Source organism: Pseudomonas sp. SWRI99 (assembly GCF_014270125.1).
GTDB lineage: Bacteria > Pseudomonadota > Gammaproteobacteria > Pseudomonadales > Pseudomonadaceae > Aquipseudomonas > Aquipseudomonas hamedanensis.
Genome location: NZ_JABWQR010000001.1, coordinates 86,433 through 109,696, shown reverse-complemented (window position 1 = coordinate 109,696; position 23,264 = coordinate 86,433). Strand labels below are relative to the sequence as shown.

The window sequence follows — 23,264 nt, the reverse complement described above, 5'->3', positions numbered from 1 at the left end:
GGATTAATTTGATTTTCTTGCAGCTTGAAGCTTGTAGCTTGAAGCTGTCGTGTACGAGGTTTTGAAGATGGCCGAACGTCTCAGTAACGACTTTCAATTCATTGATGTCGGGCGCAAGGATCCGAAGAAGAAACTGTTGCGTCAACGCAAGAAAGAGTTCGTTGAAATCTACGAACCGTTCAAACCCCAGCAGTCGGCCGATCAGGCCCACCGCTGCCTGGGTTGCGGCAACCCGTATTGCGAATGGAAGTGCCCGGTGCACAACTTCATTCCCAACTGGTTGAAACTGGTCGCCGAGGGCAACATCCTCCAGGCCGCCGAGCTGTCGCACCAGACCAACACCTTGCCGGAAGTCTGCGGCAGGGTTTGTCCCCAGGACCGTCTGTGCGAGGGTGCCTGCACCCTCAACGACGGCTTCGGCGCGGTGACCATCGGTTCGGTCGAGAAGTACATCACCGACACCGCGTTCGCCATGGGCTGGCGTCCGGACATGTCCAAGGTCAAACCGACCGGCAAGCGTGTCGCGATCATTGGCGCCGGCCCGGCGGGTCTGGGTTGTGCCGATGTGCTGGTGCGCGGCGGCGTGACCCCGGTGGTGTTCGACAAGAACCCGGAAATCGGCGGCTTGCTGACCTTCGGCATCCCCGAGTTCAAGCTGGAAAAGACCGTGCTGAGCAATCGTCGCGAAGTCTTCACCGGCATGGGCATCGAGTTCCGTCTCAACACCGAAGTCGGCAAAGACGTGACCATGGAACAACTGCTCGCCGAGTACGATGCGGTGTTCATGGGCATGGGGACTTACACCTACATGAAGGGCGGCTTTGCCGGTGAGGATCTGCCGGGCGTTTACGACGCGCTGGACTTCCTGATCGCCAACGTCAACCGCAACCTGGGCTTTGAAAAGTCGCCGGAAGATTTCGTCGACATGAAAGGCAAGAAGGTTGTAGTGCTGGGTGGCGGCGACACGGCGATGGACTGCAACCGCACCTCGATTCGCCAGGGCGCCAAGTCGGTGACCTGTGCTTACCGTCGTGACGAAGCGAACATGCCTGGTTCGCGCAAAGAGGTGAAGAACGCCAAGGAAGAAGGCGTGAAATTCCTCTACAACCGTCAGCCGATCGCCATCGTCGGTGAAGACAAGGTCGAAGGCGTGAAAGTGGTCGAGACCCGTCTCGGCGAACCGGACGCCCGTGGCCGTCGCAGCCCCGAGCCGATTCCCGGTTCCGAAGAGATCATCCCGGCCGACGCCGTGGTCATCGCGTTCGGTTTCCGCCCGAGCCCGGCGCCGTGGTTCGAGCAGTTCGAGATCCAGACCGACAGCCAGGGCCGCGTTGTTGCGCCTGAGCAAGGTCAGTACAAGCACCAGACCAGCAACCCGAAAATCTTCGCGGGTGGCGACATGGTGCGCGGTTCTGACCTGGTGGTGACGGCGATCTTCGAAGGGCGTAATGCGGCTGAGGGGATCCTCGATTACCTCGGCGTCTAACAAACGACGCGATCTGATCGTTCCCACGCTCCGCGTGGGAATGCCTCCATGGACGCTCTGCGTCCGCTCTTAACGTCGTGACGCAGAGCGTCACAGGATGCATTCCCACGCAGAGCGTGGGAACGATCTGCCCGAGTGAAACCGCAATTAATTGACCCGATAGACAAAAGGCTGACCCACATCCGTGCCTTTTGCCTCGCGCTCTGAGAAAATGCCCGCACTTTTTTTCCGGATGCCGACATGACTGCCCTGAAGAACGACCGCTTCCTCCGCGCCCTGCTCAAGCAACCCGTTGATGTCACCCCAGTGTGGATGATGCGCCAGGCCGGTCGCTACCTGCCGGAATATCGCGCCAGCCGCGCCCACGCCGGCGACTTCATGAGCCTGTGCATGAATCCGGAATTCGCCTGCGAAGTCACCCTGCAACCCCTCGACCGTTATCCGCAGCTGGACGCGGCGATCCTGTTTTCCGACATCCTCACCATTCCCGATGCCATGGGCCAAGGTCTGTACTTTGAGACAGGTGAAGGTCCGCGTTTCAAAAAAGTCGTCAGCACAATGGCCGATATCGAAGCCCTGCCGATCCCTGATCCACACAAGGATCTCGGCTACGTGATGGACGCGGTCAGCACCATCCGCCGCGAACTCAACGGTCGTGTGCCGCTGATCGGTTTCTCCGGCAGCCCATGGACTCTGGCGACTTACATGGTCGAAGGCGGTTCGTCGAAAGACTTCCGCAAAACCAAAGCGATGCTCTATGACAACCCGCAAGCCATGCACCTGCTGCTGGATAAACTGGCGCAGTCGGTGACGTCGTACCTCAACGGCCAGATCCAGGCCGGTGCGCAAGCAGTACAGATTTTCGACACTTGGGGCGGTAACCTGTCGGCGGCGGCGTATCAGGAATTCTCGCTGGCCTACATGAAGAAAATCGTCAGCGGCCTGATCCGCGAGCACGACGGCCGCAAAGTGCCAGTGATCCTCTTCACCAAGAACGGCGGCCTGTGGCTGGAAAGCATCGCCGAGGCGGGTGCCGACGCACTGGGCCTGGACTGGACCTGCGACATCGGCAACGCCCGCGCCCGTGTCGGCGACAAGGTGGCGCTGCAAGGCAACATGGACCCGACCGTGCTCTACGCCAAACCGCAAGCGATCCGCACCGAAGTCGGACGCATCCTGGCCAGCTACGGCAAGGGCAGCGGGCATGTATTCAACCTCGGCCATGGCATCACGCCCGAGGTTGATCCGGAACACGCCGGCGCATTCCTTCGCGCGGTGCATGAGCTGTCGGCGCAGTATCACGAGTGATCGAAGCCCAATAAAAAACGCCCGGCTAACTGCCGGGCGTTTTTGTTTGAACAAACTTCAACGACCGAGCAGTTGCTCGGCGTAGCGGGCGATAATGTGGTCGAAGGCTTCATACTCTCCATTTTTTGGTTCGCGATATCGTTTAACAATTGCTTCAAGTTCTTCCACTGAGAAGTCTGACAGGAAGTCGTCATCAAAAATCCCCTCCAGTTTCTCTTTGCGGCGATTGTTAAGAAAACTGATATCTAGGGCGAGTATTTTAATCATGTTCTCGGCTGCTATCGCGGCGTTCGCACTCTCTATCTGACCAATCAGCGTATACCTGAATTGGCTTTCGCAGTCTTCATCAAGCGGTGATATGTTTGCGTCCTCAGTAAATCTGTTGCCCTTGTTATGCCCGCAATGGGCTGGCTTTGGCTCATCGGTTTCACCTTGGCAGGAAGCGTGAAGATTGGCGTAATCCAGATCCAAATAGTAGAAGGGCGTCTGAGGACGAAAGTGCTCTATGTGACTGGACCGCCGGGTGATTTTGTTACCGCAATAACAGCACACATAGCCCTGTTCACGGAGCAGACTCTCGTGTAATTCGTGTTTCTGTGGGTTAGGTAGTATCGAGTAAGAAGGTGTCCACTCCTCATTCGCCAACGCTTTCCACTGAGTAAATGAAGATGGTTCAGTTCCTTTGATCACTCGCTTCATCGGCCGATAATCTCCTTGCGCCTCATCAACGCTTCGGCGCGTAGAAACTCGGGTAAATCAGGGGCTTTTTCTTTTAGCGCCTGAAGCAAGGATTTTGCCTTCTCAGGGTCGTTATCTTCGAGGGTTGAGAACAACTCCGAGAGTAATGCTTCAATTTCTGGGTCGCGTTCTGCTACGTCCATAACTTCGGCGAGAACGCTACTGGAGTCGAGGCCATAGGTGACCCGTGGATGCGAAGGCACGCCATCAGTCAGAATGATGACTTCTTCCGGTTTTAAGCTGCCAATGATTTGAGGGGAATGGCTGGCAGCGATGAATTGGATTTTTGGAAATGCAGTTTTCAATGCGAGGACAATGCTTCTTTGCCATGCTGGATGAAGGTGGATATCCAATTCATCGATGATAACGACACCTGAAGTTTCTTTCAGAACGCACTTACCCATATGAGGGTTGAGGATACACATGCGCCGAGCGATATCAGTGAATAAAGCGACCATGCCGCGTTGGCCATCGCTTAAGCTTCCGAACTTGGAGACTACATTATTGCCCAAGTCGACAATTAAGCTTGCTAGCTCTACGTCGTAATAGAGTCCACGAGAACCCGGTAGCATCGCTTGCAAAGCAGAGTTAACCAGTGAAAGTTCATCGTCAAAGTCACTCATTGGCTTAGCCGAGCGGAAGGCTTTTTGCAATTGCTCTAAAGTTTTTTTAACGAGCCAGTTTTCGAAGTCTTGCAGGTTGGTAGCAGCGTTCGACCAGTTTTTATAGGCGTCAAGTCGTGACAATTTGAGAGCCGCAGCCTGTTCTGTAGTTGCGCCTTCAGAAGTCCAGCGGCGGTCCGCCCGATAAAATGCGATGAGCGGGAGACTAATGTCTCCTGCGAGTACCGAAGGGCTGAAGTGCGTCATGTTCAAAAGCGGTAATGGTGCAGATTCATCTGAAAGTCGAGTTTTTGTTCGCACCCAATGCGCTTTTTTGAAGGCATCTCCGTTGCATGCCAAAGTTAGCGGGAAAATCTTCTCAAAGCGGGTTCCGTTTTTATGATGGTTAATAACCGTACGTACATCGTCATCATCGGAAACCTTCATGGGGTGGCCCGCTGAGGCAAACAAATCGCTAAAGCTTTGGGCGGCGGCATTCAGCAATGACGTCTTACCGCTGCCATTGACCCCCACCACCAGATTGAACCCTGGCTGGAAGTAAAAAGTGGCATCTTCGTAGCAACGAAAATTTTGAATGTGGAGACGGTCCAGGCGCATTCTGGCTTCCCTTTACCAAAGCAGACGAATGTCGTCAGTGTACCTTGGCGCGCGATTACCGCTAGGGCGCAGTTGTGGCTAAACCTGTGCTGCGCCGGGCAACGGCGGCAACTTCGCCAGCTTCAACGCCACCAGCAGCGCAACCAGCAACAACGCGCCGATAAACAGCCCGATCCCGTTCCACCCACCCAAATGCCAGAACACTCCGCCCGCCGTCCCGGCAATGCTCGACCCGGCGTAATAGCTGAACAGGTACAGCGACGACGCCTGTCCCTTGGCCGTCAACGCGCGCCGACCGATCCAGCTGCTCGCCACCGAGTGCGCGGCAAAGAAGCCGAAGGTGAACACCAGCATGCCGACGATCACCAGCAACAACGAGGTGAACATCGTCAGTGCCAGCCCGGCGAACATCAGCGCAATCGTCGCCCAGAGCACTTTGCGCCGCCCCAGTTTGTCCGCCAGTGAACCGATTTTCGCCGAGCTGTAGATCCCCGACAGGTACACCACCGAGAGCAAGCCGACATACACCTGATCAAGGTTGTACGGCGCCGCCAGCAAGCGGTAGCCGATGTAGTTGAACAGCGTGACAAACGCGCCCATCAACACAAACGCTTCGAGAAACAGCAGCGGCAGGCCGGCGTCGCGAAAGTGCAGGGTGAAGCCCTCAAGCAGACTGCGCGGGTGCAGCGAGCGGGCGCGGAAGTTGCGCGACTCCGGGAGGATCTTCCAGAACACCGCCGCAGCGATAAGCGCCAGTCCACCGATCACCAGCATCGCCGTGTGCCAGCTGACGAAATCGATCAGCACCCCGGTGATCAAGCGTCCGCTCATCCCGCCGATTGCGTTGCCACCGATGTATAAACCCATCGCCAGGCCGATGTGTTGTGGATGAATTTCTTCGCTGAGATAGGTCATCGCGACCGCTGCCAGGCCGCTCAACGACAAGCCGATCAGCGCACGCATGATCAGCACGCCGTGCCAGCTCGGCATCATCGAACTGGCGAGCGTGCACAGCGCGGCGGCAAACAGTGCCGTCACCATCACCGGTTTGCGCCCTATGCGATCGGAAATCGGCCCGGTGATCAACAGACCGAAGGCCAGCATGCCGGTTGCCACTGACAGGATAAGGCTGCTCTGCGCCGCATTGATCCCGTATTCGTGGGACAGCAACGGCATCATCGGTTGTACGCAGTAGAGCAGGGCAAACGTCGCAAAGCCGCCACAGAACAGCGCCAGTACGGTGCGCATGAACGCCGGCGTGCCTTTTTCGATGTAGATCTCCTGCAGCTCGGCGAGGGCATCGTCGCCGGCAGAGGGAGGGACTTCGTGGGCAAGGGGCGCGACAGCAGTTTTCACTTCAGACCTCGGAAAGCACAGCCGGGCAGGCAATGAAAAAATCATATAGCTGGCTAATGTTTCTATCCAATATATTGTTCGACCTGTTTGATAGCTTCTGCGACCTAATGGAAATCCTATGGAATTGCGTCATCTGCGTTACTTCATCGCCGTCGCCGAAGAACTGCATTTCGGCCGCGCCGCACAGGTGCTGGGCATCTCCCAGCCACCGCTGAGCCAGCAGATTCAGGCGCTGGAGCAAGAAGTCGGCGCGCGTCTGTTTGAAAGAACCAATCGTCGAGTTGAACTCAGCGAGGCCGGTCGCTTGTTTCTGCAAGAGGCGCGGCTAGTGCTGGCCCAGGTCGACAAAGCGGCGGATGTTGCGCGTCGGGCGCAGTTGGGCGAACTGGGGGAGTTGAAGATTGGCTTCACCTCGTCGGCGCCGTTCAATTCGACGATTCCTCAGGCGATCTTTTCCTTTCGCCAGCGCTTCCCGGCGGTACATCTGAACCTGCGCGAGATGAGCAGCACGATGGTTGCCGATGCCTTGGTCGATCAGTCAATCGAAGTCGGCATCATGCGCCCGCTGGGCTTGCCGGATTCGCTAAGCGTCGTGGAGTTGATGCGGGAGCCGTTGGTGGCGGTGCTCAGTTCGAAACATCCTTTGGCCCAGGGCAGCGACGAAGGTCTGTTTCTCTCGGCGCTGGCGCTTGAGTCCTTCGTGTTTTTCCCGCGCAGCTATGGCAGCGGTCTCTATGCGCAATTGCTGAGCCTGGCCCGTGACGCTGGCTTCAGCCCACACTTTGCCCAAGAGGCCGGCGAGGCAATGACCATCATCGGTCTGGTGGCGGCAGGTCTGGGGGTGTCGGTGCTGCCGGCGTCTTATCAACGCATGCGCATCGACGGCGTGGTCTATCGCCCGCTGCTCGATCCCGAGGCGATTTCGGCGGTGTGGCTGGTGCAGCGCAAGGATCAGAAATCGCCGATGGCCAAGGCGTTTGTCGAACTGCTCACGCGCAAAGTTGAGCCTCTGATTGAGTGAAGGCTGCTGGCCCTTTCGCGAGCAGGCTCGCTCCCACATTTGATTTCGGGTGAAAACAGAAATTGTGTATGGCCTCTATCCCATGTGGGAGCGAGCCTGCTCGCGAAGAGGCCAGAAGCAGCCCCCCAGACATTCAGGTGCCAACTAAGGCAACCGCACCAAATCCCCCCTCAACGCCACCCGCGTGACAAAAATCCCCGCCCGGCACTCGTACGTATTCAAATCCTTGCGCACCCGCTGGTCGTAATAACTGACGATATTGACCACCGCATTCGCCCCGACCCGCTTGGCATCGGCCTGCAACTTGATCAGGTTCGACTGCAACACCCACTCGCAGGACCGCTGGTCGCTCTTGTTGAAACCATTGGTTTTCAGGTCGCTGATCACACCGCGGCGCAACAACTGCTGAGTGCCCTGCGGCCCGTTACCGATCAGGTAAAACTTCACGCTGCCATCGAGTCGCCCGGCACGAATGGCGTTCGACAGCACGGTTTCGAAAGGCATGTACATCAGGTTCGTGGCGTGGCTGGCGCCGGGCAGGAGTGTGAAAAGCGCAACGGCGATCAGGACTTTCACGTGCATAGGGTCATCTCCTTGACGTAGCGACGGGTATTCGCTGACTCAACGAGTGTAGACACCGTACATCAGCTTCAGAGAAACAATGTGGAGCATCTGTGGCCCAAAGGCTACACTTCGGCCATGGCTGAGATTCTTCGAAGTTCCACATTTTCCAGTTGGCTTTCAAAATTGGCTGATAGCCGCGCCAGGATGCGTATTCAGGTGCGAATTGATCGTATGGCCGATGGAAACTTTGGTGATGTCAAAGCCATCGGAAGGGCTCAGCGAAGTCAGAATTGACTACGGTCCCGGATATCGAGTCTATTTCATGCAACAAGGTCGGCAAGTGGTCATCCTCCTTTGCGGCGGAGACAAGAGCAGCCAACCCCGAGATATCAAGCAAGCCAGGCTCATCGCGAAATCCTGGCAGGAGCAAAACCCATGACCGAACAATTCACTCGTTGGGACTCAGCCGAGTACCTCAAGACAGAAGAGGACATGGCCAATTATCTGGATGCCTGCATGGAGGAGGCTGGAGACGACCCGGCTTTTATCGCCAAGGCACTGGGCACCATAGCGAGAGCGCGAGGCATGACCCAGGTCGCACGTGACGCAGGGCTGTCCCGAGAGAGCCTCTACCGCGCACTTTCAGGCGAAGGAAACCCAGAGTTCGGAACAATCCTCAAGGTGGTAAAGGCGTTGGGGTTGAAGTTACACGCCAGTACCTGAACAAGGTTAAATGACAAAGGGCGCCGAATGGCGCCCTTTGTTGTTTCTACTGTCCAATCAATCCACGTGCGCCAAATCACCGCGCAACGCCACGCTCGACACCACCAGCCCGGCGCGGCACTGGAATTTTTCGGTGTCTTTGTACAGGTCGCGCTGGTCGACGCTGGCGATGTTGATCACGGCGTTGGCATCGGCTTTCTTCGCGGCGTCCTGCAGCGTTGCCAGGGCTGATTGCAAAGCCCAGAAGCAGGCGTCTTCGTCGGATTTGTTCGAGCCGTTGGTCTTGCGGCTGCTGCTCACGGTATCGAGTTTGCGCACCTGTTTTGGCAGGGTTTCGCCCGCCAGATAGAACTTCACGCTGCCGTCGAGCAGGCCGGCGTCGGTGGCGCGTTTGACGCCCTCGCGAAAGCTCAGGTAAGTCGGCTCGTCGGCGCCCTGTTTGATGATGCCAAGGTTGTTCACGTACTCGATGTCCGGGTTGATCGACAGCTCTTTCAGCACGTTGTCGCGCAGGCGGTTGACCCAGCGGTTGTAGTTGCCGTGGATTTTGCCGTCCTTTGCGTTGAGGCCGTAGCTGCTGCGGTAGTCGATTTCGAACGAGGTCGGGGTGAACGGAATATCGACTTCGGCGTGATGGCGGCCGCGGACGGTGATGGCGGCTTTGATCATGCCCGGACGCACCGATTGCACGACCCATTGACGGTCGTTCAGTGCGGTGACGATCGCGCGGCTCATCTGTTGCTGGGTGAAACCGAGGTTGGGCGAGAACTCTTCCTTGGCGTTATACACCGGTTTGCTGGTGCAACCGCCGAGTACAAAGGCCAGGGCCAGCAGGGCGGCGATGCGGTAAAACTGAGTCATTCCCTTCACTCCAAATGTCTTGCGGTCAGTGCCAGCGGCGGAAAATCAACGAGGTGTTGACGCCACCAAAAGCGAAATTGTTGTTCATCACGTAGTCGTGATGCATCTGGCGGAATTCGCCGCGCAGGTAGTCGAGCTTGCCGCAGTGCGGATCGACCTCGTCGAGGTTGAACGTGTGCACGTACTCGTCGCGATTTAGCATCTCGATGCTGAACCATGACTCCAGCGCGCCGCAGGCTCCCAGCGTGTGGCCAAGGAAACTTTTCTGCGAACTGATTGGCATGCGCTCCCCAAACAAACTACTGGTCGCCAGTGTTTCGGCAATGTCGCCCTGTTCTGTAGCCGTGCCGTGGCCATTGACATAACCGATGGCCTCCGGTGTCAGCCCGGCGTCTTCCAGCGCCAGCTCCATGGCGCGACGCATGGTCAGCTGTTCCGGGCGGGTGGTGTGCTGGCCATCGGCATTGCTGCCGAAACCGACGATCTCGGCGTGGATATGCGCCCCACGCGCCAGCGCATGCTCCAGTTCTTCGAGCACCAGCATGCCGCCGCCTTCGCCGATGACCAGACCGTCACGGCCCTTGTCGTAGGGGCGCGGACTGGTCTGCGGTGCATCGTTTTTCAGGCTGGTGGCGTAGAGCGCGTCGAAGACCATGGCTTCGGTCGGGCACAGCTCTTCGGCGCCGCCGGCGAGCATCAACGGCAAGCGCCCGAACTTGATCGCCTCATAGGCGTAACCAATGCCTTGGCTGCCGCTGGTGCAGGCGCTGGACGTCGGGATCAGGCGACCAGTGAGGCCGAAGAAAATGCTGATATTGGCAGCAGTGGTGTGCGGCATCATGCGCACGTAGGAGTTGGCGTTGAGCCCCTCGGCCACCGAGTTGAGCAGCATGTTGCCGAACGCCTTGATCTCGTCGGTGCTGCCGGTGGACGAACCGCACGCCACACCCATGCGCCCGTCCTTGATCGACTCGTCGCCCAGTAGTCCGGCATCGGCCAGGGCTTGTTCCGCTGCCCCGACTGCCAGACGCGAAACCCGGCCCATGCTGCGCAGTTGCTTGCGGGTCCAGTGCGCCGGTACCACGAAGTCATCGATAGGCCCGGCCAGGCGCGTGTTGAGTTCGCTGAAGCGGTCCCACTCGTCCATGCGGCGAATGCCGCTGCGATTGGCCGCGAAGTTGCCGGCAATGGTCTGCCAGTCGCTGCCCAGCGAGGTGATGCCGGCCATGCCGGTGACGACGACGCGCTTCATCAGCACAGGCCTCCGTTGACCGCCAGGACCTGGCGGGTGATGTACGAGGCTTCCGCCGACATCAGGAAATTCACTGCGGCGGCCACTTCTTCAGGGCTGCCCATGCGTTGCGCGGGGATCATTTTCATCAGTTCTTCCACCGGCACGTTTTCGTCGAGCATGGCCGTGTCGATCAGGCCCGGCGCGACGCAGTTAACCGTGATTTTGCGCTTGCCCAGCTCGATCGCCAACGCTTTCGCCGCGCCGATCACGCCGGCCTTCGACGCGCTGTAATTGACCTGGCCGCGATTCCCGATCAGCCCGGACACGGAGGTGATGCAGACGATGCGCCCGGCGGCGCGACGGCGGATCATCGGCATGATCAGCGGGTGCAAAACGTTGTAGAAACCGTCAAGGTTGGTGCGCAGGACAACGTCCCAATCGTCATCGCTCAACGCCGGAAATGCGCCATCGCGGGTCAGCCCGGCGTTGAGCACCACGCCGTAATAAGCACCATGGGCTTGGACGTCGGCTTCAAGGATATTTTTGCAGGTCTCGCGTTCGGCCACGTCGAATTGCAGGATGCGCACACGGCGGCCGAGCGCTTCGATTTCAGCCTGCACCGCTTGGGCTTCGGCCACGCCACTGCGGCAATGCAGGACGATGTCGTGCCCGGCTTGCGCCAGACGCAGGGCAATGGCGCGGCCGATGCCACGGCTGGAGCCGGTGACCAGTACGGATTCAGTCATCGTTCGACTCCTTGGTTTGTTGCAGATATTGGTTGGCTTCGGGCGGACGGAACACGTTCAGCCGGGCGCTGGCATGAATGCCGTCGCCGTTGATATGGCATTCGAAAACGCCCATGCCGTTGTCGTCCTCCAGCGAGCGCAGGCCATGAATGGTCAACTCGCTGCCTGGCGGAAACGCCTCGACATTGCACTCGAATTTGCGCGTGCCGAGCAGGAAACCCAGTTCTACCGGGTTGCCTTTTTGTCGTGCGTGGCAACCGGCGAAGGCGGCGACGCTTTGCGCCATCAGCTCGACCCCGACCCACGCTGGCAGGCTGCCGTCGGGCAGGTTGAACAGACCCTCGGCTTTGACGGTGAGAGTTGTGCAGATTTGCTCGTCATCGAAACTGAGGACCTTGTCGATCAGAATCATGTCGCCCGCATGGGGCAGCAGTTCGGCGAGCGGCCAGGCAATCATGGGGCGTCTCCGATAATCAGGCTGACGTTGTTGCCGCCGAAGGCAAACGAGTTGCTCATCAGGTAGCGCGGTGCAATGGACGTCAGGCGGTCGCGGGCTGTCACCCACTTGAGCGACGGCAGTTGGCTGTCGGCGTGTCCGTCCCAGACGTGTGGCGGCAACGCGTCAGTGGGGTTGGCGGCGCTCAGGCTCAGCCAGCAGAACGCCGCTTCCAGCGCACCGGCCGCGCCGAGGGTATGGCCGGTCATCGGTTTGGTCGACGAACAGGCCACGCCTTCGGGGAACAGCGTGGCAACCGCCAGGCTTTCCATGGCGTCGTTGTGTTGGGTGGCGGTGCCGTGCAGGTTCAGATAATGAATTTGCGCTGGCTGCAACTGGGCGCGGCTCAGGGCTTTCTGCATCGCTTGCAGCGCGCCACGCCCACTCGGCTCCGGTGCGGAAATATGGTGCGCATCGGAACTGGCGCCGGCACCGAGCAAGGCGATGGCCGGGCCGTCGCCCGATTGCCGGCTCATCACGAACAACACGGCGGCCTCGCCGATGTTGATGCCGTTGCGATTGGCCGAAAACGGATTGCAACGCTCGTCGCAGACGGCTTCCAGCGCAGAGAAACCATTGAGGGTCAGCTTGCACAGACTGTCGACACCGCCGCACAGCACCGCGTCGCACAGGCCCAGATCAAGCAGGCGTTGCGCGCTCATCAGCGCCCGGGCGCTGGACGTGCAGGCGGTGGAAATTACGTAGGCCGGGCCGCTCAGTTGCAGCCAGTCGGCGAGGAAGTTCGCCGGAGCGCCGAGTTCCTGCTGGCGGTAATCGTATTGCGCGGGAAATTGCTGTTCGCGAATGTAATGCGCCAGACCGCGGCTGGCCTCGTCGATGCCGGAAGTGCTGGTGCCCAGCACCACACCGATGCGCTCAGGTCCGTAGGTCTGGATCGCGCGGTCGATGTCGTCACGGATCTGCAGCGCGGCCTCCAGCAGCAGTTGATTGTTGCGGCTGCTTTGATCGGCCAGTTGCGCAGGGATCGGCGCCAGATCACCGCGCACGGCGGCCACCGGCAACGTCCGTTCGGCCACCCAGCCGGACTCGCGGCGCATCCCCGAGCAGTCGCCGGCGAACAGGTTGCGTGCGACTTCAGACTTGTCGCGGCCCAGCGCGCAGATCACGCCGAGGGCATTCAGGTAAGCGGTCATGGCGTCGATTCACCTAACTGGGAAACGCGATAATGCGGGCCTTCGGGCAGGATCAATTGAAAACTCAACGATTGTGCATAACAGACGTCCCAGCGCGCAGGCAAGGCGCGACGTTCGGCCTGTTGTTGCGCGTCAGGATAGTTGCGCAGCAGCTCGGCGGACGGCGTCAGGGCGAACAGCAACGCCGCAAACAGCTCGCGCGCTTCCTCATTGGGCGGCAGCAAGCCATCGGCCTGCCAGTGTCCATCGATCAACTGCTGACGCGCCTGGGGAATGCCCAGCGGGTCCATCATCGACCAGCGAATACCGGCACCTTCACGCTGGATCACCAGCAGCCAGTCCTGGCGCTGTCCGGCTTGCTCGCGTTCGATGTGCAGTTGCAGCGGCAGGGGCAGCGTCGGGTGGCCGGCCGGCAATGGTGGCTGGCTGGCGCAGGCACTCAACAGAAGCAGCATGCCGACCACCAACAGTCGCCACACAGAGGACAATGTGGGAGCGGGCTTGCTCGCGAAGACGTCGGTAGATTCGACATCCATGCAAGCTGACCCACCGCTTTCGCGAGCAAGCCCGCTTCCACAGGGAGCGATGTAAGCAGGTCGAAAGTGGCGCATCAGGTAGCCACTGCAAGCGGCTTGCGCGCCACGACATTCACCAGGGTTTCCTCGCGCTGGCCGAATGGTTTGGGTTTGCTCAACCCGAACCGCTCCAGCAAACCAAAATCCTTCGACCGACTCCACCACAAATACGGGTACGAGACATTGCCCTCGTCAAATTCAAAACCCTGCTCGCGAATCATCTCTAGATACTCAGCGGCGCTCTTCTGCACCTGCATCGGATGGCGGAACAGCCAGCGAATCACCCAGGTATCAATGTAAGCCTCGGTGGATTCGGCGAACAGCAGATAACCGCCGGGCTTGAGCACCCGATAAAACTCGGCCAGCGCCTTTTCCTGCTCCACCAGATGGTGAAAGGTCTGGTGACAGAACAACAGGTCGACACTGGCGTCCGCGACCTTGAGCGTCGCGCAGTCGCTGCCGATCAGCTCGACGTCCAGGCCCAGACGCGCGGCTTCCTCAGCGCTCAGCGCCAGGCTGTGCGGGTCGGCGTCGATGCCGATCAGCCGCTGCGGGGCGAAGGTCTGGCGCAAATGGCCGAACGACTTGCCCTGGCCGCAGCCGGCATCCAGCAGCACTGGGTGTTCCGGCAACGCTGCGCTGAACAGCCCGCGCAAATCGTTGATCGCCACGCGCAACACATGGTGCTGCCAGGTGTGGCTGCGCAGGAACCAGAAACCGAAGCGGGTTTCCTCGACGTAGCTGTCGCTCAAGTAGTTCATGGGGCGTCCTTTGCACAGAGTTCAGAAACCATTTTCAAACGGCGACGGGCTTCGCTGACAAACGGGTTGCGTTCGTCCCAGGCGTAGCCAGCGAGAATCGAGCAGATCATCCGACGAATCGGTTCCTGACCGTCCTCGAAAAAGATCACGTCCTGGAACGTACCGGCGTACCAGCCTTCGACGTAACAGCGGAAGGTGTCGACGCCGCGTTTCAGCGGCTCGGCGAACTCGCGTTGCCAGTCGACGCTTTCACCTTGCAACTGTCGGTGCAGCACCGCCGCCGCCATGCTCGCCGAACGCATGGCGATGGTCACCCCGGAGGAAAACACCGGGTCGAGAAATTCTGCCGCGTTGCCCAGCAGCGCAAAGCCCGGACCGTGCAGGGTCTTGACGTTGGCCGCGTAGCCGCCGAGGGTGCGTGCCGGTGTGTCCCAGACCGCGTTGTTCAGCACCTTGGCGAGGCTCGGGGTCTCGGCGATGAAACTGCGCAGGCAGGCGTCCAGATCGCTGTCGCGGCCATTGAAGTGCTCGGCGGCCGCCACCACGCCCACCGAGCAACGCCCGTTGCTGAACGGGATCGTCCAGAACCAGATATCGCGGTGCAGCGGGTGGGTGGTCACGAGGATTTTTTCGCGGTCGAACGCCGGGTGGTCGATGTGATCCTCGACATGGGTGAACACGGCCTGGCGCACCGGGAAATTCGACGGCGCTACTAGATCAAGCAAGCGCGACAACACGCGGCCGTAACCGCTGGCATCGAGGACGAATTCGGCTTCGACGCGGTAGGCGCTGCCGTCTTCGCGGCGCACATCGAGCTGCGGTTGCGCCCGGTCGAAATCGACGCTGACAATTGCATCGCCATAGCGAATTTCCGCGCCTTGCAGCGCTGCCTGATCGGCCAGCAGCTTGTCGAAATCGGCGCGTTGCACCTGGAAGGTGGTCGGTTTGCCATTGGTGAAGGTTTCGCTGAAATCAAACGCGCTGTAGCGCTCGCCCCAAGCGAACGCTGCGCCGGTCTTGCGCTGGAATCCGGCGGCATTGACGGCCTCGAGCATGCCGGCTTCTTCGACAAAATCCAGGCAATGGCTGAGCAGGCTCTCACCGATGGAAAAGCGTGGAAAATGCTGGCGCTCGATCACCAGCACATCGTGGCCCTTGCGCTTGAGCAAGGCGGCGGCGATAGCGCCGGAAGGGCCGGCGCCGATGATCACGACCTGACGGGATTCCATTTCAACGATTGGCACGTGAGCTCCGGGGCAGAGGATGAGGCAGGTTCAGCGGCGCGCGATGCAGACCTATCAGCGCTGGCAGTAGCGTTGCGATCAGGCCCATCAGCATCAGCGCGAAGTACAGCGCCGGGGTGATGAGCTGTTGCTGCAGCAGCAGATTGAGAAAAACGATTTCGCTCAGGCCGCGAATGTTCAGCAAGACGCTTTCACGCCAACGGCTGGCGCCGGCGAACGAGGCGCCAGCCCAGCCGAGGCCGAGCCAGTTGCCCAGCAGTTTACTGGCAATCGGCAACAGCAGCAGCGCCGCCCATTGCCCGGCGTCGAGACTGGCGAGAGCACTGTGCACGTCGATCTGGACGATGCCGAAGGTGAGGATCAACGGAATGGCGATCCAGGTCTGCAAACGGCTCATCCAGCGTGCGGGCAACGGCAGCACCAGCGGCACCTTGAGTACCGCCATGCACAGCAGATAGCCGATGCCGAAAATCAGTGCATTGAGTTTGTAATGCTCGGCCATCACCAGCAGCGCGAAGAACCCGAGGCTGTAGGTCAGCGGGCGGCGCACCTGAAGCAGGCGCAACAGCAGCGGCACGCCCGCCATGCCCAGGGGCAGCAACAGACTGCTCAGGTGCAGACTGCCCTGGGCCAGGCCGAACAGGGTCCAGCAGGTCAGGTCGATGAGGATCGCGGTCTGCACCAGGCGCCGGGTAGCGGCGGGCGGGTAATCGATGTGGCGCAAATACAGGTACAACACCGGGATCGCGGTAATCGCGAACACCAGTCCGATTGCCAGCGAGTTGAGCCACGGCTGCGTCGGCAGCAGCCAGGACGCCACGGCCAACCCGCAAGCGAACGGCACGGCGAAACTCGGTACAGCGATTTTTACGCTCTGACGGTCGAGGCGCAGGTCGATGACGTCGCTGAGAATGTGCCCGAGCAGCAAGGCGAAGCTCAGGCTGTAGAGGTTTTTCAGCCAGTGCGGCGCGATCAGTTGTGCGCCGCTGAGCTGCCAGCCCGGCTCGATCCAGAAGTACATCAGCAGCGGCAAACCGAAGCTCGCCAGCAGCAACTGACTGACGATCGGAATCAGGCCGAAATGACGGCCGACACGGGTCGCCAGCGCAAACAGCGCCAAGGCCAGTAACCAGAAGCCGAAGACCATCATGATTTTGCCTGCGCGGCAGGTGCATGGCGCCCGGCCCACGGGGCGAGCATGAAGCTGAAGGCCAGACCGAGGCTCACCGACAGACCGAAGTTGCTCACCGCCGGCGTGCTGGACACCGCCAGCAGGCCGAACGACAGCCAAGTCGTCACTGCCGCGAGCAATGTACCGAGCAGACTTACCGCTGCGCCACCGACCTGCTCGCGCATCAGGATCGCGTAATCGACGCTGATCGCCGTCACCAGCAGCAGGCCGAACAGGCTGAACAGGGTCAGCGGCTGACCGAGCCAGCCAAGGCTGGCCAGACTGCACAGCGCCGCCAGCAGCGGCAGGGCGACGATGCGCAGCGCGCCGGTCAGGCCGAACGGCAGAATCAGCACCAGCACGATCAACACGCAGGAGGCGAGTTTCAGTTCGGCGGCGCTGATCTGCGTAGCGGCGAACACCTTGTTCAGATCACCCAAGCGATCGACGAGTACCACCCCCGGCAAATCCAGCGCCTGCACCCGCAACAAAGATGGATTGTTCAAGCCCTGCAAACTGGTGATCGCCGCGACGCCGTCTTCAGTCGGGCCAAGCCATAGCGTGCGATAAGGCTCGCCGAGCGGGCCGGCCAGCGCTGCGTCGATGTCTTCGGCTGGCAGCGTTTGCAATTGCTGTAGTTCGTTTTGCAAAGCCGACGCTGGCACGCCGAGGTCGAGCAGCGGTTGCCAGAACGATGGCAGTCTGTTCAGTGATTCGCGCACTTGCTGCTGCTGGCTTGGCGCGCTGACCAGTTGATCGAGGGCCAGAAAGCCTTGCAGCTTGTCGAGGTTGACCAGTTGCTGCAGCCGCTCGCTCAGCGCCGTCTGGCGCTCGAGCAATTGCTGCTGATCGGCGGCGCGGACGAGGAAGAACTGGCTGGTCGGCTGATATCCGGTGATGCGCGCGATTGTCTGCGCTTCGTCGGTCAGATGCTGCGGCGCGCCGACCCATTGGCGGATGTCGTTTTTGCTCTGCAATTGCATCAGGCCGCCGACGCAGAAGGCGATCAGCAGGGCCAGCAGCACGGGCGTGCGAATGCAACCGAGCAGCGCCTCACGCAGATGAATCAGGCGTTCGGCCAGGCGCAGCGGCCATTGCGCCGGACGCAGTTCGACATTTTTCAGCAACGCCGGCAGCAGGCAGACCGCCGACAGATAGGCGCCGAGCAAACCGGCGGCGGAGAACACCGCTATCTGCGTCAGTGCCGGGAACGGTGTCCAGGCCAACGCCAGATAACCGATGACGCTGGTGATCAGGCTCAGCGTCAGCCCCGGCAAGGTCAGGCGCAGGGCTGGCCAGCTGCGCCAGGGCTTGAGGCTCCAGCTCTTGGACAGGTAGTGCAGCGGATAATCCACGGCCACGCCGATCAGACTCGAGCCGAGCACCAGTGTCATCACGTGCATGTGTCCGAACAGCGCCACGCACGCCACCGCGCCAAACAGCATGCCCACCACCACCGGCACGAATGCCAGTAACACGCGCCAGCGACGAAACGCCAACAGCAGCAACAGCAGAATGCCAACCGTCGCGCCGCCGCCCACCCAGGTCATTTCGCGCGTGGCTTGTTGCTGGCCGTTGGCGGCGTACAGCAGGCCACTCGCGGCGAGCAACTGCACGTTGGCCTGCGCTGCCTGTTTGCGACTGTGCTGGAGCAAGTCTGCCACTTGCAGCGGCAGGTTCATGTCGAATGCGTTGCCCGTGGTGCGCGCGCGCAACAGCACCCAGCTCTTGCCGTCGGCATCGGCGACCAGTGCGCCGCTGCCAATGTCCAGTTGCACTGCGCCGTGTTTCGGCTGGCTGTTCTGGATGCGCCCGGTCAGGCCCAGCCAGTCGTCCTGACTCGGCACCAGGGTGAAACCGTTGAATGGGTCGAACAGCGCTTGCACCCGCTGCTGAATGAAGACGTCCGGATGCTCGCTGAGCAGTTGCCGATCATCCGCCGAGAGCATCGCCAAACGCCCTTGCAGCAGTTGCGTGCGCAAGGCCGGCAGGTCCGCTTGCAGGTTCCACTGCACGGACTCGAACAGACCGCTGGCCTGCCATTGCTCGCCCAGCGTTTGCGCCATGGTCAGCGCTTGCTGGCGATCGAGGTGGCCGACCAGCACCAGCATTTCGCGGTTGAGCGGCTCCTGCATGCGCTGTTCGGCGCGCAGTTCGAGGGCATCGGGATGGGTGCCGGGCACCAGCTCCATCAAGTTCGCCGACAGCGGCGCACCGTTGCGCCACTGCCAACCGGCCAGCGCGATGACCGCCAGCAGCAGAATCAGAAACAGCCAGGGCAGTTTGCGTTCACTCGGCAAAGTCATGTTGCTCCGCGTCGCTCAACGGTTGCTCGGCCGTGCTGTCCTGCAGGCGCAGCACGGTGCTGTCGCCTTGGGTTTCCAGCAATTCGATGGTTTGCACCAGCGTGCCGCCATCGATGTTGATCTGGTTGAACACTTGCTTGAGCAGCAGTGAGCGCGGCGTTAGCGTCAGTTTCCATTGCTGTGCCGTGCCGCTCAGGGTCAGCTCGAAATCCCGTTGCAGGCCACTGCTGTCACCTTGCAATACAGCGAGGAACAGACGGTTCTGCTCGGCACCGGCGCTCTTGTTGGGCAGCAGTTGCCAGCCGTTGTTGCCACGCCGGGCGATGCCTTTGCCGGTAATGCGGTAATCCTGTTGCAGTGGGGTTTTCAACAGCCACAACAGACCGTGATTTTTCGCCAGGACAAAACGGCCCTTGCTGATCAGCGGTTGCGGCAGGGCGCGCAGGTGTTTTTCCTGAGTGAACTGGCCGTGGATCACGTCCGGTTTCGCCAGTTGTTCGCTGAGCTGTTGCAGGTCGAAGGCGTTGGCCCATGACGATATCGCCAGCAGCGCAAAAGCGCTCAGACCTTTAAGCAAAACATTCATCGCAGCATCCTTTCCACGGCATCGGTGAAGACTTTCGGTGAAGCCAGTTGCATCTCGCGATTGCTGACCTCGACGGCGACCTGCACCGAGCTGGCGCGGGTCAGGCGTTCGCCGGTGTCCAGGTCGGTGATCAGGTAGTTGATCTTCAGGCGGTTTTCCCACTCGACCAGGCTCGCGCGTACGTTTAGCCGTTGACCGAACACCGCGCCGCGCACATAGCGCAATTGCAGGTCGATAATCGGCCAGGCGTAGCCGGACTCGACCATGTGCGTGTAGTTGTGGCCGATCTTGTCGAGCAGCGCGCATCGCGCCACTTCCAGGTATTTGACGTAATGCCCGTGCCAGACCACGTGCATGGTGTCGACGTCAAAAAACGGCACGAGAATTTCCGTGTCAGCGTGCAATACCCCGGCGCTACGCATGCAGCCTCCAGTGTTGTGCGGCGATGCGTTGCAGGCACAGGCGCAGCTCGCCTTCCAGCGCACGGTCTTCGATGACCGGCGGGAAGTCTTTGCCGAGTTCTTCGTGCATCGCGGCCAGCGCTGGGGGCAGCGGGCGTGCATCGGCGGCTTGAGCGCGCAGCCACACGCCCTGATTGGCGGCGAGCAAGGTCGCGGCGGCGACCTGTTCGGTCAGTTCCAGCACGCGAATCGCATCACGGGCGGCGATGGTGCCCATGCTCACCTTGTCTTGGTTGTGGCACTCGGTGGAACGCGAGAAGACGCTGGCCGGCATGGTGTTCTTCAGCGCTTCGGCGGTCCAGGCGCTGGTGCCGATCTGCACCGCTTTGAAGCCGTGATTGATCATCGCCCGATCCGCTGGTGCGCCGGACAGATTGCTCGGCAAGCCATGGTTGTAGCGCTCATCGACCAGCAGCGCCAGTTGCCGATCAAGCAGGTCGGCGACGTTGGCCACGAGGTTTTTCAGGCTGTCCATGGCGAAGGCGATGTGGCCGCCGTAAAAGTGCCCGCCGTGCAGCACGCGCTCGGCTTCGGCGTCGATGATCGGGTTGTCGTTGGCGCTATTCAGTTCGGTTTCGATGAACGCGCGCAGCCAGTTCAGGCTGTCGGCCAGCACGCCGAGTACATGCGGCGCGCAACGCAACGAGTAGCGGTCCTGCAAACGATGCAGCGGGGCGGTTGGCGCATCGATTGCCAGATCCTTGCGCAGCCACGCGGCCACTTGCATTTGCCCCGGATGCGGCTTGGCGGCGAACAGGCGCTCGTCGAAGTGCTCCGGATTGCCTTGCAGCGCAACCACGTTGAGCGCGGTGATGCGCGTGGCCAAGTGCAGCAGGTAATCGGCGCGGGCGAAGGCCAGGCAGGCGAGGCCGGTCATCACCGCCGTGCCGTTCATCAGTGCCAGCGCTTCTTTCGGCCGTAGTACCAACGGCGTCCAGCCCAGTTCGCGATGCACGTCGACGGCCTGACGGCGTTCGCCACGGAACATCACTTCGCGTTCGCCGGACAGGGTCGCGGCAACGTAGGACAGCGGCGTCAGGTCGCCGCTGGCGCCGACCGAGCCTTCTTCGGGAATCAACGGCAGGATGTCGTAGTCAAGGAACGCGTGCAGACGCTCGAGCAACTCGATCCGGACCCCCGACACGCCGTGGCACAGTGACTGCAAACGCGCCGCCAGCACCGCGCGGGTGGCTTGCGCGTCGAGCAGTTTGCCCAGGCCACAACCGTGGAAGGTGTAAAGGTGACGCGGCAGCGCTTCGACGTGATGCAGCGGTACCGCGACCACGCAGGAATCGCCATAACCGGTGGTGACGCCGTAGATCACACCTTCCTTGTCCAGCAGTGAATCGAGAAAACGCGCACCCTTGGCGATGCGCTCGCGGTAGGCGGCGTCATCCTGCAACCGCACGGGGGCCTGACGGTTGGCCAGGGCCAGCACGTCTTCGATGCGCAAAGGGCGTTCGCCGAAGGTTACCGGCTCATGGGTTGGCGTCGTCATCGGTCTTCCAGAAAGGGTAAAAGTTGAACCATTGCTGCGGGGCTTCGAGGCAATAGTGACTCAGGCGCTGCGCATAGCGGGTGGCCCACTGATGAATGACCTGCTCGCGCTCGCGGCGCGTCCACGCCACCGTGTCGGCGAACGGTTCGAGGGTCAGGCGATAGTGGCCGTCGGGTTGTTTCAGGCACATCAGCAGATTGACCGGGCACTTGAGCAGACCGGCCAGCAACCACGGACCTTGCGGAAACGGCGCCGGATGGCCGAGAAAATCGACGGTCACGCTGCGCCCGCCGTGCAGCGGCACGCGGTCGCCGGCAATCGCCAGCCATTCGCCACGCTCCAGCCGTTCGTGCAGTTGCAGCATGATCACCGGGTCGAGTTCGCTGACCTGAATCAGGCGCAGATTGGTCGCCCCGGCTTCGCCCAGCAAACGGTTGAACTGCTCGGCATGCTTGGTGTGCACCAGCACGTTCATGGTGACTTTTTCGCCGATCTCCGCCAGCGCCCGGCACACTTCGAGATTGCCCAGATGCGCGCCGACCAGCAGTTGCCCGCGACTGCCGCGCAATTGCTTACGCAACAGCGCCGGGTCGATGATTTCAATCTGTTCGATGCGCAGCTTGCCGTTCCACACGTCGAGCTTGTCCAGCAGCGAATCGGCGAACGCCATGAACTGGCCGAACACCCGCCAATGGCTCGGACGCAAATCGTCGCGATGACTCCAGTCCGCCAGTCGTTGCTGGTACTGCCAGGCACTCCGCCGGGCGATGCGCCCGAACAGGAAAAAATACAGGACGATGCCGTACAGCAACGGGCTGAGCAGGCGGCGGCCGAGGACTTTGGCGGCGAACGCGGTGAATTTCATCAGCAGGAAACTGCCGCGTTCCTCGCGGTCGGCCCAGTGTTTGTTGTCGACGTCTTCGCTCATGGTTTTAACCGCCGCCAGAGGATCACCGGCAAACGCAGCAACATGCCGAAGAACAGCCGCGTGTGCATGCTGGAAATCAGCGCGTTGTCGTGCCACAGACGAAAGTGCGACACGCCGTCCAGCGGGTAATGCACGCGGGTGTGCAACCAGCGCATTGGCTGATTGCGCCAGGACAGGCGCACGAGAATGTCCGAGTCGAAGTCCATGCGCTTGCCGACTTTCGCCGAGTCGATCACCGCCAGCGTCGGCGCCAGCGGGTAGACACGAAAACCACACATCGAATCGCGGATCTGCAACGACAGGGTGTTGATCCACACCATCACATGGGTCAGATAGCGCGCGTACAGGCGACCCTTGGGCACGCTTTCGTCGAACTGTGGGTAGCCGCAGATCATCGCTTGCGGGTACGCGCGGGATGCTTCGACGAAGCGGGCGACATCCTGCAGATCGTGCTGACCGTCGGCGTCGACCTGCAAGGCATGGCTGAAACCCAGTCGCGCGGCTTCGCGCAGACCGGTCATCACCGCGCCGCCCTTGCCTTGATTGACCGTAAGACGTACCAGAAAGACCTTGTCGCGTCCGGCGAGGGTGTCGAGTACCCGGGCGCAGGAAGGCTCGCTGGCGTCGTCCACCAGAATGCATGGCAGGCCTTGGGCGAGCAGGGCATCGACCACGGTGGTGATTGCGGTTTCGTGGTTGTAGACCGGGATCACGGCACAAGGGTTATGCATGGAACACATCCCCTTTGTGGCGAGGGAGCTTGCTCCCGCTCGAGTGCGAAGCGCTCGCCTTCGATGGGCTGCCAAAAACGGGTGGGGCTGCTTCGC

23 protein-coding genes and 1 pseudogene are annotated in these 23,264 nt (G+C 60.7%); 5 read left to right on the top strand and 19 right to left on the bottom strand.

Annotated features, from left to right (window positions below; translation table 11 throughout):
- Positions 1–67 precede the first annotated feature (67 nt).
- Both HU743_RS00455 and hemE read left to right on the top strand, forming a co-directional pair.
- Positions 68–1,486 carry an FAD-dependent oxidoreductase gene (locus tag HU743_RS00455; protein WP_039757038.1) on the top strand — a complete coding sequence of 473 codons (1,419 nt, stop codon included), beginning with the start codon at positions 68–70 and terminating at the stop codon, positions 1,484–1,486.
- Between the two features lie 240 nt (positions 1,487–1,726).
- Positions 1,727–2,794 (top strand): uroporphyrinogen decarboxylase, encoded by a 1,068-nt coding sequence (gene hemE / locus HU743_RS00450; RefSeq protein ID WP_186646087.1) that lies wholly within the window; start codon positions 1,727–1,729, stop codon positions 2,792–2,794.
- A 57-nt stretch (positions 2,795–2,851) separates the two neighbouring features.
- Here the strand turns inward: hemE and HU743_RS00445 are convergent, their stop codons facing one another.
- The 3 genes from HU743_RS00445 to HU743_RS00435 form a co-directional block, all read right to left on the bottom strand.
- Complete coding sequence (locus tag HU743_RS00445; RefSeq protein ID WP_186646085.1) at positions 2,852–3,493, bottom strand: retron system putative HNH endonuclease; 642 nt, start codon at positions 3,491–3,493, stop codon at positions 2,852–2,854.
- Complete coding sequence (locus tag HU743_RS00440) at positions 3,490–4,752, bottom strand: AAA family ATPase (protein ID WP_186646083.1); 1,263 nt, start codon at positions 4,750–4,752, stop codon at positions 3,490–3,492. The genes HU743_RS00445 and HU743_RS00440 overlap by 4 nt, the downstream gene beginning before the upstream one ends.
- A gap of 78 nt (positions 4,753–4,830) precedes the next feature.
- On the bottom strand, positions 4,831–6,108 hold the full coding sequence (locus HU743_RS00435) for an MFS transporter (protein WP_186646081.1): 1,278 nt from the start codon (positions 6,106–6,108) through the stop codon (positions 4,831–4,833).
- A 118-nt stretch (positions 6,109–6,226) separates the two neighbouring features.
- Here HU743_RS00435 and HU743_RS00430 point away from each other — a divergent pair, with 118 nt between their 5' ends.
- Positions 6,227–7,129, top strand: coding sequence for a LysR family transcriptional regulator (locus tag HU743_RS00430; RefSeq protein ID WP_186646079.1), 903 nt, complete (start codon positions 6,227–6,229; stop codon positions 7,127–7,129).
- A 144-nt stretch (positions 7,130–7,273) separates the two neighbouring features.
- On the opposite strand, the gene HU743_RS00425 is transcribed toward HU743_RS00430, so the two are convergent.
- Positions 7,274–7,711, bottom strand: a complete 438-nt coding sequence (locus HU743_RS00425) for an excinuclease (RefSeq protein WP_186646077.1) — start codon at positions 7,709–7,711, stop codon at positions 7,274–7,276.
- Between the two features lie 117 nt (positions 7,712–7,828).
- Here HU743_RS00425 and HU743_RS00420 point away from each other — a divergent pair.
- Both HU743_RS00420 and HU743_RS00415 read left to right on the top strand, forming a co-directional pair.
- Positions 7,829–8,132 (top strand): annotated as a pseudogene (locus HU743_RS00420) (type II toxin-antitoxin system RelE/ParE family toxin).
- Positions 8,129–8,416: an addiction module antidote protein gene (locus tag HU743_RS00415; protein WP_007943750.1), complete on the top strand. Its 288-nt coding sequence runs from the start codon at positions 8,129–8,131 to the stop codon at positions 8,414–8,416. Before HU743_RS00420 ends, HU743_RS00415 begins: the two are co-directional and overlap by 4 nt.
- Before the next feature lie 57 nt (positions 8,417–8,473).
- On the opposite strand, the gene HU743_RS00410 is transcribed toward HU743_RS00415, so the two are convergent.
- The 15 genes from HU743_RS00410 to HU743_RS00340 are packed head-to-tail and all read right to left on the bottom strand — an operon-like array spanning position 8,474 to position 23,168.
- Positions 8,474–9,277: a hypothetical protein gene (locus HU743_RS00410; RefSeq protein WP_186549499.1), complete on the bottom strand. Its 804-nt coding sequence runs from the start codon at positions 9,275–9,277 to the stop codon at positions 8,474–8,476.
- 25 nt (positions 9,278–9,302) lie between these two features.
- Positions 9,303–10,529: a beta-ketoacyl-ACP synthase gene (locus HU743_RS00405; protein ID WP_186646075.1), complete on the bottom strand. Its 1,227-nt coding sequence runs from the start codon at positions 10,527–10,529 to the stop codon at positions 9,303–9,305.
- A complete protein-coding gene (fabG, locus tag HU743_RS00400) occupies positions 10,529–11,257 on the bottom strand; it encodes a 3-oxoacyl-ACP reductase FabG (RefSeq protein WP_186646074.1) in 729 nt (242 codons plus the stop codon). The genes HU743_RS00405 and fabG overlap by 1 nt, the downstream gene beginning before the upstream one ends.
- Positions 11,250–11,714 (bottom strand): hotdog family protein, encoded by a 465-nt coding sequence (locus HU743_RS00395; RefSeq protein ID WP_186619620.1) that lies wholly within the window; start codon positions 11,712–11,714, stop codon positions 11,250–11,252. Before HU743_RS00395 ends, fabG begins: the two co-directional genes overlap by 8 nt.
- A complete protein-coding gene (locus tag HU743_RS00390) occupies positions 11,711–12,907 on the bottom strand; it encodes a beta-ketoacyl-[acyl-carrier-protein] synthase family protein (protein ID WP_186646072.1) in 1,197 nt (398 codons plus the stop codon). Before HU743_RS00390 ends, HU743_RS00395 begins: the two co-directional genes overlap by 4 nt.
- Entirely contained in the window at positions 12,904–13,518 is a 615-nt protein-coding gene (locus tag HU743_RS00385) for a hypothetical protein (protein WP_189684773.1), read from the bottom strand. Before HU743_RS00385 ends, HU743_RS00390 begins: the two co-directional genes overlap by 4 nt.
- On the bottom strand, positions 13,518–14,243 hold the full coding sequence (locus HU743_RS00380; RefSeq protein WP_186646070.1) for a class I SAM-dependent methyltransferase: 726 nt from the start codon (positions 14,241–14,243) through the stop codon (positions 13,518–13,520). The genes HU743_RS00385 and HU743_RS00380 overlap by 1 nt, the downstream gene beginning before the upstream one ends.
- Entirely contained in the window at positions 14,240–15,487 is a 1,248-nt protein-coding gene (locus tag HU743_RS00375) for a tryptophan 7-halogenase (RefSeq protein WP_186646068.1), read from the bottom strand. The genes HU743_RS00380 and HU743_RS00375 overlap by 4 nt, the downstream gene beginning before the upstream one ends.
- Complete coding sequence (locus HU743_RS00370) at positions 15,474–16,637, bottom strand: sodium:proton antiporter (RefSeq protein WP_186646066.1); 1,164 nt, start codon at positions 16,635–16,637, stop codon at positions 15,474–15,476. The genes HU743_RS00375 and HU743_RS00370 overlap by 14 nt, the downstream gene beginning before the upstream one ends.
- The gene (locus HU743_RS00365) at positions 16,634–18,964 is read right to left on the bottom strand and encodes an MMPL family transporter (RefSeq protein ID WP_186646064.1); all 2,331 of its coding nucleotides are present in this window, start codon (positions 18,962–18,964) and stop codon (positions 16,634–16,636) included. Before HU743_RS00365 ends, HU743_RS00370 begins: the two co-directional genes overlap by 4 nt.
- Positions 18,948–19,550: an outer membrane lipoprotein carrier protein LolA gene (locus HU743_RS00360; RefSeq protein WP_186646062.1), complete on the bottom strand. Its 603-nt coding sequence runs from the start codon at positions 19,548–19,550 to the stop codon at positions 18,948–18,950. The genes HU743_RS00365 and HU743_RS00360 overlap by 17 nt, the downstream gene beginning before the upstream one ends.
- Positions 19,547–19,972: an acyl-CoA thioesterase gene (locus HU743_RS00355; protein WP_186646060.1), complete on the bottom strand. Its 426-nt coding sequence runs from the start codon at positions 19,970–19,972 to the stop codon at positions 19,547–19,549. Before HU743_RS00355 ends, HU743_RS00360 begins: the two co-directional genes overlap by 4 nt.
- Entirely contained in the window at positions 19,965–21,509 is a 1,545-nt protein-coding gene (locus HU743_RS00350; RefSeq protein WP_186646058.1) for an aromatic amino acid ammonia-lyase, read from the bottom strand. Before HU743_RS00350 ends, HU743_RS00355 begins: the two co-directional genes overlap by 8 nt.
- Entirely contained in the window at positions 21,490–22,437 is a 948-nt protein-coding gene (locus HU743_RS00345) for a glycosyl transferase (RefSeq protein ID WP_186646056.1), read from the bottom strand. Before HU743_RS00345 ends, HU743_RS00350 begins: the two co-directional genes overlap by 20 nt.
- A complete protein-coding gene (locus tag HU743_RS00340) occupies positions 22,434–23,168 on the bottom strand; it encodes a glycosyltransferase family 2 protein (protein WP_186549476.1) in 735 nt (244 codons plus the stop codon). Before HU743_RS00340 ends, HU743_RS00345 begins: the two co-directional genes overlap by 4 nt.
- Between the last annotated feature and the right edge of the window lie 96 nt (positions 23,169–23,264).